This window comes from Cellulosimicrobium sp. NPDC057127, from assembly GCF_042670945.1.
GTDB lineage: Bacteria > Actinomycetota > Actinomycetes > Actinomycetales > Cellulomonadaceae > Cellulosimicrobium.
Map to the genome: position 1 here is coordinate 105,306 of NZ_JBHUUP010000013.1, position 10,883 is coordinate 116,188.

The 10,883-nt window shown below is 72.4% G+C and carries 11 protein-coding genes; 7 read left to right on the forward strand and 4 right to left on the reverse strand.

From position 1 onward, the window contains the following. Positions 1-5: 5 nt before the first annotated feature. The 4 genes from ACFTZA_RS13595 to ACFTZA_RS13610 all read left to right on the forward strand — a co-directional run bounded on the left by ACFTZA_RS13595 (position 6) and on the right by ACFTZA_RS13610 (position 3,283). The gene (locus ACFTZA_RS13595; protein ID WP_378195665.1) at positions 6-359 is read left to right on the forward strand and encodes a twin-arginine translocase TatA/TatE family subunit; all 354 of its coding nucleotides are present in this window, start codon (positions 6-8) and stop codon (positions 357-359) included. A gap of 87 nt (positions 360-446) precedes the next feature. Continuing rightward, a complete protein-coding gene (gene trpS, locus ACFTZA_RS13600; protein WP_378195668.1) occupies positions 447-1,544 on the forward strand; it encodes a tryptophan--tRNA ligase in 1,098 nt (365 codons plus the stop codon). Continuing rightward, positions 1,541-2,149: a 2'-5' RNA ligase family protein gene (locus ACFTZA_RS13605; RefSeq protein ID WP_378195671.1), complete on the forward strand. Its 609-nt coding sequence runs from the start codon at positions 1,541-1,543 to the stop codon at positions 2,147-2,149. The genes trpS and ACFTZA_RS13605 overlap by 4 nt, the downstream gene beginning before the upstream one ends. A 9-nt stretch (positions 2,150-2,158) precedes the next feature. Continuing rightward, the gene (locus ACFTZA_RS13610; RefSeq protein WP_378195674.1) at positions 2,159-3,283 is read left to right on the forward strand and encodes a YihY/virulence factor BrkB family protein; all 1,125 of its coding nucleotides are present in this window, start codon (positions 2,159-2,161) and stop codon (positions 3,281-3,283) included. 86 nt (positions 3,284-3,369) lie between these two features. On the opposite strand, the gene ACFTZA_RS13615 is transcribed toward ACFTZA_RS13610, so the two are convergent. From ACFTZA_RS13615 to sdhC, 4 genes are all read right to left on the reverse strand, one after another. After that, positions 3,370-4,140, reverse strand: coding sequence for a succinate dehydrogenase iron-sulfur subunit (locus tag ACFTZA_RS13615; protein ID WP_378195677.1), 771 nt, complete (start codon positions 4,138-4,140; stop codon positions 3,370-3,372). Next, a complete protein-coding gene (gene sdhA / locus ACFTZA_RS13620; RefSeq protein ID WP_378195679.1) occupies positions 4,140-5,984 on the reverse strand; it encodes a succinate dehydrogenase flavoprotein subunit in 1,845 nt (614 codons plus the stop codon). Before sdhA ends, ACFTZA_RS13615 begins: the two co-directional genes overlap by 1 nt. A 67-nt stretch (positions 5,985-6,051) precedes the next feature. Next, positions 6,052-6,510 (reverse strand): succinate dehydrogenase hydrophobic membrane anchor subunit, encoded by a 459-nt coding sequence (locus ACFTZA_RS13625; protein WP_378195682.1) that lies wholly within the window; start codon positions 6,508-6,510, stop codon positions 6,052-6,054. Then, a complete protein-coding gene (gene sdhC / locus ACFTZA_RS13630) occupies positions 6,510-6,893 on the reverse strand; it encodes a succinate dehydrogenase, cytochrome b556 subunit (protein ID WP_378195686.1) in 384 nt (127 codons plus the stop codon). Before sdhC ends, ACFTZA_RS13625 begins: the two co-directional genes overlap by 1 nt. 223 nt (positions 6,894-7,116) lie before the next feature. Between sdhC and ACFTZA_RS13635 the strand changes: the two genes are divergently transcribed. From ACFTZA_RS13635 to ACFTZA_RS13645, 3 genes are all read left to right on the forward strand, one after another. Next, the gene (locus ACFTZA_RS13635) at positions 7,117-8,256 is read left to right on the forward strand and encodes a mannose-1-phosphate guanylyltransferase (protein WP_378195689.1); all 1,140 of its coding nucleotides are present in this window, start codon (positions 7,117-7,119) and stop codon (positions 8,254-8,256) included. Beyond that, positions 8,253-9,518: an amidohydrolase gene (locus ACFTZA_RS13640; RefSeq protein WP_378195692.1), complete on the forward strand. Its 1,266-nt coding sequence runs from the start codon at positions 8,253-8,255 to the stop codon at positions 9,516-9,518. Before ACFTZA_RS13635 ends, ACFTZA_RS13640 begins: the two co-directional genes overlap by 4 nt. A gap of 224 nt (positions 9,519-9,742) precedes the next feature. Next, positions 9,743-10,837 carry a BMP family protein gene (locus ACFTZA_RS13645; protein ID WP_378195695.1) on the forward strand — a complete coding sequence of 365 codons (1,095 nt, stop codon included), beginning with the start codon at positions 9,743-9,745 and terminating at the stop codon, positions 10,835-10,837. Positions 10,838-10,883 lie beyond the last annotated feature (46 nt).

Consider the following 10,883-nt stretch of genomic DNA (forward strand, 5'->3'; position numbering starts at 1 on the left):
ACGGCGTGTTCGGGATCAACGGGGCCGAGTTCGTCGTGCTCCTCGTCGTCGCGGTCCTCGTGATCGGCCCCGAGCGCCTTCCGCACTACGCCGAGCAGCTCGGCGGTTTCGTCCGGACCGCGCGCGGGTACCTGCGCGACGCCAAGGCACGCGTCGACGCGGAGATCGGCGCCGAGGTCGGCGACGTCGACTGGTCGAAGCTGGACCCGCGCCAGTACGACCCGCGCCGGATCGTCCGCGAGGCGCTCCTCGAGGACGACGACGACCCGCGGCCGTCCCGGACGGCGCCCCCGCCCCCGCCCGCTCCGGTCGTCCCGGCGACCGGCGGGACCGCCCCGTTCGACGACGAGGCGACCTGACGCGACCGGTCCGCTCGGCGTCCCGCGGCGGGCCCGGACGACGGTCGCGATTCGGCCGGGCGGCCGGCGACCTGTCAGAATGGGGCAATGTCCATCGAGGCGACTGAGGTCGAGGCGGCACCCGGACCGGTGGCCGCGCAGCGGTCCGCGCACGGCGCGACGGGCGGCACGACGCCCCGCATCCTGTCGGGGATGCAGCCCACGGAGGACTCCCTCCACCTGGGCAACTACATCGGTGCGCTGTCGCAGTGGGTGGCGCTCCAGGACTCCTACGACGCGCTTTACTGCGTGGTCGACCTGCACGCGCTGACGGTGAACCCCGACCCGGAGCGGCTGCGCGAGCGCACCCGCCGCACGGCCGCCCAGTACCTCGCAGGCGGTGTCGACCCCGACCGGTCGGCGCTCTTCGTCCAGTCGCACGTGCCGCAGCACGCCGAGCTGTCGTGGGTCCTGTCGTGCCAGACGGGGTTCGGCGAGGCCGGTCGCATGACGCAGTTCAAGGACAAGTCGGCCAAGCAGGGCAGCGAGGGCACGACGGTCGGTCTGTTCACCTACCCCGTGCTCATGGCGGCGGACATCCTGCTGTACGACGCCGCCCTCGTCCCGGTCGGCGAGGACCAGCGCCAGCACCTCGAGCTCGCGCGCAACCTCGCGGAACGGCTCAACGCCCGCTTCGGTGCGGGGACGGCCGTCGTCCCGGAGCCGCACATCGTGCGCTCGGTCGCGAAGATCTACGACCTCCAGGAGCCCACGGCGAAGATGAGCAAGTCGTCGTCGGGCGGCAAGGGCGTCGTCTGGCTCCTCGACGAGCCGAAGGCGGCGGCGAAGCGCATCCGGTCGGCGGCCACGGACTCCGAGACCGAGGTCCGCTACGACCCCGTCGCGAAGCCGGGCGTCTCGAACCTCCTGACGATCTACTCCGCCCTCACGGGCCGCGGCGTCGAGGAGATCGCCGCGGAGTACGACGGGCAGGGGTACGGACGGCTGAAGGTCGACCTGGCGGACGTCGTCGTCGAGGTCCTCACGCCGTTCCAGGAGCGTGCCAACAGCTACCTCGCGGACCCGGCGGAGCTGGACGCCGTGCTGGCCCGGGGCGCCGAGAAGGCGCGGGAGATCGCCGCGGGCACGCTGGCCCGGGTGTACGACCGCGTGGGACTGCTGCCGCCGGGGGGGACCGCGAGGTGAACCTCCCGGAGCGCGGGCCCGGACAGGTGCGGATCGGCGTCGCGATCGAGGTCCCCGAGCCCTTCGCGACCGAGCTGCAGTCTGCCCGGGCGCGCTTCGGCGACCCGCTGGCGTCGGCGATCCCGCCGCACATCACCTTGCTCGGCCCGACCGTGCTCGACCCGGACGCCCTCGACGCGGCGCACGCGCACCTCGAGCGCGTCGCTGCCGCGGCGGCGCCGTTCCGCCTCCACCTGCGCGGCAGCGCGACGTTCCGTCCGGTGTCGCCCGTCGTGTTCGTGCAGGTGGTCGAGGGCATCGCGGAGTGCGAGCACCTCGAGCAGGCGGTGCGCAGCGGCCCGCTCACGCAGGAGCTCCGCTTCAACTACCACCCGCACGTCACGGTCGCCCACGAGGTCGGCGACCCGGACCTCGACCGTGCCTTCGACGAGATGGCCACGTACGAGGCGCGGTTCGACGTGCAGGGCTTCCACCTGTACGAGCACGGCGACGACGGCGTGTGGCGGCCGCGCCGGCCGTACCTGCTCGACGACGCGGCGGTGCTCCCGCCCGACGGCGCCCCCGGAGGAGTCGCCGGAGGTGTGGCGCGCGGGAGCCGCCCGTAGGGTCGTGGCGTGACCAGCGCCGATACCGCGGCGGGGGAGACCCGTACGCAGGACCGACCGTCCTTCGTCGACCGGGTGAAGGCGCTCGTGGCGTGGTGGAAGTCGTCACGCCCGGGACGGGCGTTCGCCTGGTACAACGCCCAGCACGGGCCGCTGCTGTGCGGCGGCATGGCCTACGCCGCGCTGTTCTCCCTGTTCGCCGCCCTGGCGATCGGGTGGACCGTCTTCATGGCCGTGCTCGGCTCGCGCACCGAGCTCCAGGACGCGGTCCTCGAGCAGATCGACACGTGGTTGCCCGGACTCGTCGGCACGGACGGCACCGCGGTCCTCTCGCCCGACGACCTGGTGCTCGACAACCCGGTCACCGTGACGAGCGTCGTGGCGTCAGGGGTGCTCGTCGTCAGCGCGGTCGCCTTCATGGCCGCGCTGCGCACGTCGGTGCAGGCCATGTTCGACGTGCCGCCGACGGCCCAGAACCCGGTGGTCGCGAAGGCGCGCGAGCTCGGTGGCTTCGTCCTGCTCGGCACCGGGATCCTCGTGAGCGCCACGGCGAGCGTGGTCGTCTCGGGCGTCGGCGCCTGGCTCGCCGACCTCCTCGGCGGATCGTCCGCGCTCACGGTCGTCGTCGGGGCCGTCGGCGTCGGCCTCGGGCTCCTCGTCGACGCCGTGGTCGTGGCCCTCGTCGTGCTCCTCGTGGGCGGCGTGCGCCCCGCGCGGCGCGACCTCTTCCTCGGCTCGGTCGTCGCGGCGGTCGTCTTCGGCGGCCTGCGCTACCTCGGGACGAGCATCGTCGTCGCGTCCGCGAACCGCAACGCCCTCCTGGCGTCGTTCGCGGTGGCCGTGACCCTGCTCGTGCTGGTGAACTTCGTCGCGCGCGTGCTGCTCATGGTGTGCGCGTGGATGGCGGACCCGCCGGAGCTCGCGGAGGACCCCGAGCACGAGGACGTGGACGAGGGCACGAGGACGCGCGACGGCGAGGACGGACGGCGACCGGTGCCGCGCGGCGGCGACGACGCCGTGGCCGGGCGGGCGCGCTGGTCGACCGAGGAGCGCGTGCGGGCGGGCCAAGGTCGTGGCCGGCCGTGGAGCCCCGTCGTGCGGGGTGTCCGTCGCGGTCGGCTCGCCGGGCACTGAGGAGCTCTCGCCCCCGGGCGAGGACGACGGCGGCGCCCCACCCGGACCGGGTGGGACGCCGCCGCCGTCGGACGCGTCGCGACGTCTCAGAACGCGCGCGTGATCATCGCGCGCTTGACCTCCTGGATGGCCTTCGTGACCTCGATGCCGCGCGGGCAGGCCTCGGTGCAGTTGAAGGTCGTGCGGCAGCGCCACACGCCCTCCTTGTCGTTGAGGATCTCCAGGCGCTGCGTGGCGCCCTCGTCACGGCTGTCGAAGATGAAGCGGTGCGCGTTGACGATCGCCGCGGGCCCGAAGTACTGACCGTCGGTCCAGAACACAGGGCAGGACGACGTGCACGCGGCGCACAGGATGCACTTGGTGGTGTCGTCGAACCGCTCGCGCTGCTCGGCCGACTGCAGGCGCTCCTTGCTCGGCTCGTTCCCGGACGTGATGAGGAACGGCATGATCTCGCGGTAGGACGCGAAGAACGGCTCCATGTCCACGACGAGGTCCTTGACCACGGGCAGGCCCTTGATGGGCTCGACCGTGATGGGCTTGTCGGGGTTGACGTCCTTGAGCAGCGTCTTGCACGCGAGCCGGTTGCGGCCGTTGATGCGCATCGCGTCGGACCCGCACACGCCGTGGGCGCACGAGCGACGGAAGGTCAGCGAGCCGTCGTGCTCCCACTTGATCTTGTGCAGGGCGTCGAGCACGCGGTCCGTGCCGTGGGCCAGGACCGTGAACTCGTCCCAGTACGTGTCCTCGCCGTGCGTGGACTCGGGGGAGTAGCGGCGGATCCGGAGGGTCACCTCGAACGAGGGGATCTCACCGGCCTTCGCCTCGGGCGCGGCCGTGCTCTCGAGTGTGGCAGTCATCAGTACTTCCGCTCCATGGGCTCGTAGCGGGTCTGGGTGACGGGCTTGGAGCCCAGGGCGACCTTGTAGCCGTCGAAGTGCTCGACGTGGTCGAAGTAGCCCGCCACGTGTCCGTCGACCTGACCGTCGTCGACCGTCCCCGCCGTGGTCGGGCGGCGGTAGGCCATCGTGTGCAGCATGTAGTTGGCGTCGTCGCGGCTCGGGTAGTCCTCGCGGTAGTGCCCACCGCGCGACTCCTTGCGGTTGAGCGCCGCGACGACCGTGACCTCGGCGATGTCGAGCAGGAAGCCGAGCTCGATCGCCTCGAGGAGGTCGGTGTTGAACAGCCGGCCCTTGTCCTGGACGGACACGTCCCGGTAGCGCTTCTGGAGGTCGCGGATGTCCGCGAGGGCCTGGTTGAGCGACTCGCCGGTGCGGAACACCTGGGCGTTGGCGTCCATCGTCTCCTGGAGCGCCTTGCGTACGTCGGCGACGCGCTCGCCGTCGGGGCGGTTGCGCATCTCCTCGAGCTGGGCGATCACGGTCGCCGCGGGGTTCTCCGGGAGCTCGGTGTACGACGCGGTCGCGGCGTAGGCCGCCGCGGTGCGCCCGGCACGCTTGCCGAACACGTTGATGTCGAGCAGCGAGTTGGTGCCCAGGCGGTTGGAGCCGTGCACGCTGACGCACGCGACCTCGCCGGCCGCGTAGAGGCCCTTGACGACGTGGTTGCTGTCGCGCAGCACCTCGGCGTCCACGTTGGTCGGGATGCCGCCCATCGCGTAGTGCGCGGTCGGGTACACGGGGACGGGCTCGGTGTACGGCTCGATGCCGAGGTACGTCCGCGCGAACTCGGTGATGTCCGGGAGCTTGGCGTCGATGTGCGCCGGCTCGAGGTGGGTGAGGTCGAGCAGGACGTAGTCCTTGTTCGGACCGGCGCCGCGACCCTCGCGCACCTCGTTCGCCATCGACCGGGCGACGATGTCGCGCGGGGCGAGGTCCTTGATCGTCGGGGCGTAGCGCTCCATGAAGCGCTCGCCGTCGGCGTTGCGCAGGATGCCGCCCTCGCCACGGGCCGCCTCCGACAGGAGGATGCCGAGCCCGGCGAGGCCCGTCGGGTGGAACTGGAAGAACTCCATGTCCTCGAGGGGCAGGCCGCGCCGGTAGGCGAGCGCCATGCCGTCGCCGGTGAGCGTGTGCGCGTTCGAGGTGGTCTTGAAGATCTTCCCCGCGCCGCCGGTGGCGAAGATGATCGCCTTCGCCTGGAAGACGTGGATCTCGCCGGTCGCGAGGTCGTAGGCGACGACGCCGGTCGCGGTGACCGTCTCGCCCTCCGGCACCTCGCCCGCCGACAGGTCGTGGTCGGTGATGAGGTCGAGCACGTAGAACTCGTTGAAGAACTCGACGTCCTGCTTGACGCACTGCTGGTAGAGCGTCTGGAGGATCATGTGACCCGTGCGGTCCGCGGCGTAGCAGGAGCGGCGCACGGCGGCCTCGCCGTGGTTGCGGGTGTGGCCGCCGAACCGGCGCTGGTCGATGCGGCCCTCAGGCGTGCGGTTGAACGGCAGGCCCATGCGCTCGAGGTCGAGGACGGCGTCGATGGCCTCCTTGGCCATGATCTCCGCGGCGTCCTGGTCGACGAGGTAGTCACCGCCCTTGACGGTGTCGAACGTGTGCCACTCCCAGTTGTCCTCCTCGACGTTGGCGAGTGCGGCGCACATGCCGCCCTGCGCCGCGCCCGTGTGGGAGCGCGTCGGGTACAGCTTGGAGATGACGGCGGTGCGGACCGTGCCGGAGGACTCCAGCGCCGCGCGCATCCCGGCGCCGCCGGCGCCGACGATGACGACGTCGTACTGATGGGTTTGCATCGGGTCCGATGCCTCCTGGGGAGAGAGCGGGGGGGGTGGGGCGGCTCCGGCGACGGCCGGGGGTGGGTCAGGCGGTGCAGAACGACGCGAGCAGGTCGGCCGGCGCGCCCGCGGGGCACGGGTCGAACGTGAAGATCACGAGCGTGCCGAGCACGGTGACGACCGTGAACGCGAGGTAGAGCGCGAGCTTGAGCACGAGGCGCGTGCCGTCGCGCTCGGCGTAGTCGTTGATGATCGTGCGCACCCCGTTGGTGCCGTGGAACATCGCGAGCCACAGCATGAGCAGGTCCCAGATCTGCCAGAACGGCGACGCCCACTTGCCGGCGACGAAGCCGAAGTCGATGGCGTGCACGCCCTCGCCGACCATGAGGTTGACGAAGAGGTGGCCGAAGATCAGGACGATCAGCACGACGCCCGAGGCGCGCATGAAGATCCAGCTGTAGAGCTCGTAGTTGCTGCGCGTGGCCTTGCGGCGCTGGTACGGGTCGCGCGGCGCCGCGACCTCCACCGTGGGTGCGGCGGCCATCAGTGCCCCCCTCCGAAGACGTTCATGAGGTGACGTGGCAGGAAGCCCGCCATCGTCACGACGAACAGACCGACGACGACCCACAGCATCGCCCGCTGGTAGCGCGGGCCCTTCGCCCAGAAGTCGACGAGGATGATGCGGACGCCGTTGAACGCGTGGAACACGATCGCGGCGACCAGACCCGCCTCGCCGAGGCCCATGATCGGCGTCTGGTACGTGCTGATGACGGCGTTGTAGGCCTCGGGGGAGACGCGCACCAGCGCCGTGTCGAGCACGTGGACGAGCAGGAAGAAGAAGATGAGGACGCCGGTCACGCGGTGCGCGACCCACGACCACATGCCTTCGCGGCCGCGGTAGAGCGTGCCGGCAGGTGCACTGGGCACTTTGGGGGCCTCCTGTGGCGAGGTCAGGGGAGAGATGCCGGGGTGATCCCGGAGCCGGCCCGGACCGGGGCGGGGCCGTCGTCGGCTTCGGTCTCTGGGAATCACCATAGAACCTCGACGTCGTGTCCCGGACGCCGCCGGGCCGTCCGCGCAGGTCTGGGCGGGCGATTGTGAGGGATCCCACAGGCGACGGGGGAACCGGCCCCCTCATTATGCTGCGGACATGGCCCCTTCTCCGACACGCACCGCGTCCGCCCCGATCCCCGGGTTCCACGCCGTCGTCCCCGCCGGAGGGGCGGGCACCCGGCTCTGGCCGCTGTCGCGCGCGGGGTCGCCGAAGTTCCTGCTCGACGTCACCGGCTCCGGGCGCACGCTCCTGCAGGCGACCGTCGAGCGCCTGACGCCGCTCACCGGCGCCGACGGCGTCGTGCTCGTCACGGGCGACCGGCACGTGGCCGCGGCGCGCACCCAGCTCCCGGACCTGCCGGCGACCAACGTGCTCGCCGAGCCGTCGCCGCGCGACTCGATGGCCGCGATCGGCCTCGCCGCGGCCGTCCTCGAGCGGCGGCACGGCGACGTGGTCGTGGGCTCCTTCGCGGCCGACCAGGTCATCACGGGCAGGGACGCGTTCGAGTCGTCGGTGCGCGAGGCCGTCGAGGCGGCGCGCGCCGGCTACGTCGTGACGATCGGCATCGCGGCGTCGCGGCCCTCCACCGCGTTCGGGTACGTGCACAGCGGCGACGCGCTCGGCGTCGCCGGGGCGCCGTCGGCCCTCCACGTGCGCGGGTTCACCGAGAAGCCCGACGCGACCACCGCCCAGCGGTACCTCGCATCGGGGGAGTACCGCTGGAACGCGGGGATGTTCATCGTGCGCAGCTCGGTCCTGCTCGGCCACCTCGCGGACCAGCGGCCCGAGCTGCACGACGGCCTGCGGGCTGTCGCCGCCGCCTGGGACACGCCCGAGCGCGACCGCGTCCTGGCCAAGACGTGGCCCGCGCTCGAGCGGATCGCCATCGACCACGCCGTCGCCGAGCCGGTCGCCGCGGTGGGCGGCGTCGCCGTCGTGCCCGGGACGTTCGGCTGGGACGACGTCGGCGACTTCAACTCCCTCGCGGCGCTGCTGCCGTCGGTGGACGGTGCGGGCTCGAAGGTGCTCGGCGACACGGGGCGGGTCGTGCGCCGCGACAGCGCGGGGTCGGTCGTCGTGCCGGCGGGCGACCGCACCGTGGCGGTCCTCGGCCTGGACGACGTCGTCGTCGTGGACACCCCGGACGCGCTGCTCGTGACGACGCGGGCCCGCGCGCAGCAGGTGAAGTCCATGGTGGAGACCGTGCGCGAGCTCGGCCTGGACGAGCTCCTGTGAGCGGGCAGCGGACGGTGACGACCGACCTGCTCGCCCGGTCGGCGGCGCGCTACGCCGACGAGCTGGTCGCGGTGCGCCGCGACATCCACGCCCACCCGGAGGTCTCGCGCGCCGAGACCCGCACGACGGCGTTGCTCGCGCAGCGGCTCGAGCGCGCCGGGCTCGAGCCCCGGCTGCTGCCCGGCACGGGTCTCGTGTGCGACCTCGGGCCCGCGCCGGGCGTGCCCGTCGCCGGCGGCGCGACCGCGCCGGGCCGGGTCGCGCTGCGCGCCGACATCGACGCGCTGCCGCTCCAGGATCGCTGCGCGCTGCCGTGGGCGTCGACCGTGAGCGGGGTGGCGCACGCGTGCGGCCACGACGTGCACACGGCGGTCGTGCTCGGTGCGGGACTGGTGCTCGCCGACCTGCACGTCCAGGGCCGGCTGCGCCGTGGCGTCCGGCTGATCTTCCAGCCCGCGGAGGAGGTGCAGCCGGGCGGGTCGCTCGACGTGATCGCGGCCGGCGGGCTCGACGAGGTGGACGAGATCTACGGCGTGCACTGCGACCCGAAGACCGACGTCGGCACCGTCGGGACGCGCATCGGTCCCATCACGTCCGCCTCGGACGAGGTGTCGGTGACGATCGCGTCCCCGGGCGGGCACACGTCGCGCCCGCACCTGACGGGCGACGTCGTCTACGCGCTCGGGCAGGTCATCACCCAGGTCCCCGCCGTCCTCGGGCGTCGCCTGGACCCGCGGTCCGGCGTGAACCTCACCTGGGGCGCCGTGCACGCCGGGTCGGCGCACAACGCCATCCCGAGCACCGGCACGGTCCGCGGGACGCTGCGCTGCCTGGACGTGCGCGCGTGGGAGTTCGCCGGCCAGGTGCTGCACGACGCCGTCGAGCAGGTCGTGGCGCCGTACGAGGTGGAGGTGACGGTGCACCACACGCGCGGCGTGCCGCCCGTCGAGAACGACGCGCGCTGCACGGGCCTGCTCGAGGCCGCCGCCCGCGACGTGCTCGGACCGGACGCGGTGACGCTGACGGAGCAGTCGCTCGGCGGCGAGGACTTCGCGTGGTACCTGACGAAGGTGCCAGGCGCGATGGCGCGGCTCGGTACGCGCACGCCGGGCGGACGCTCGTACGACCTGCACCAGGGCGACCTCCAGGTCGACGAGCGCGCGATCGACGCCGGGGCGCGCCTCCTCGCGCGGGTCGCGCTGGGCAGCACCGTGCCCGGCTCCGCGGGCGCGGGCGACGCCGACGACGAGGGCGACGCCTGACGGTCCGCCACGTGGACGCGGGCCGCGCCGGCCTGAGACGGGCGATGACGCTTGCATAACGAAGTGGCGGCGTTACCGCTACGTAACGTGCGGGGCGCGTCGGGCTGGTTAGTGTTCCGTCTCATGGAGGCCGACGACCGGTCCTCCCGTGCAACGGCGCGCGGGGAGTCCTGGGGGTCCATCCCCGCGCGGCCCGTGACGACGACAGCGACAGGAGCAAGAGGGTGAAGAGAGCGACTCAGGTCACCGCGCTCGCGGCGGTCGCCGCGCTCGCGCTCGCGGCGTGCGGTGCGGCGCCGGAGGAGGACGAGACCACGGGCGGTGGCGGCGACGCGGCCGGGGGCAACTCCGACTTCTCCGCGTGCATGGTCTCCGACCAGGGCGGCTTCGACGACCAGTCCTTCAACCAGGCCGGGTACGAGGGGCTGGAGCAGGCGGAGGAGGAGCTGGGGATCACGGTCCGCGAGGTCGAGTCCCAGGCCGACACCGACTACGGCCCCAACATCGACAACCTCGTCCAGCAGGGCTGCAACCTCGTCATCGGCGTGGGCTTCCTCCTCGAGGACCCGATCCAGTCCGCCGCCGAGGCCAACCCGGACACGAACTTCGCGCTCATCGACTCGTCGTTCTCCGACACCGAGCAGAACCCGGTCGAGCTCGAGAACGCCAAGCCGATCCTGTTCAACACGGCCGAGGCCGCGTTCCTCGCGGGCTACCTCGCCGCGGGCATGAGCGAGACCGGCACCGTGGCGACGTTCGGCGGCATCCAGATCCCGTCCGTGGCGATCTTCATGGACGGCTTCGCGGACGGCGTCGCGAAGTACAACGAGGACAACGGCACCGACGTCACGCTCCTCGGCTGGGACAAGGAGGCCCAGACGGGCACCTTCACCGGCGACTTCGAGAACCAGGCGAACGGCCAGAACGTCACGCAGGGCTTCATCGACCAGGGCGCGGACATCATCATGCCGGTCGCAGGCCCCGTGGGCCTCGGCGCGGCGGCGGCCGCGGAGGGCGCCGGCGCGAAGCTGATCTGGGTCGACTCGGACGGCTTCCTCACGACCGACTACGGCAGCATCATCATCACCTCGGTGATGAAGCAGATCGGCCCGGCGGTCTTCGACACCGTCAGCGAGGCCGCCGAGGACAGCTTCACGAACGAGCCGTACGTCGGCACGCTCGAGAACGAGGGCGTCGGCCTCGCTCCGTTCCACGACTTCGAGGACGCGGTGCCGGTCGAGCTGCAGGACAAGCTCGCCGAGTACCAGGAGCAGATCATCGCGGGCGACCTGGTGGTGGAGTCCCCGAACGCTCCGTGACCTTCGGTCACGAGCACGTACGCGGCCGGGCCGGAGCGTTCCGGCC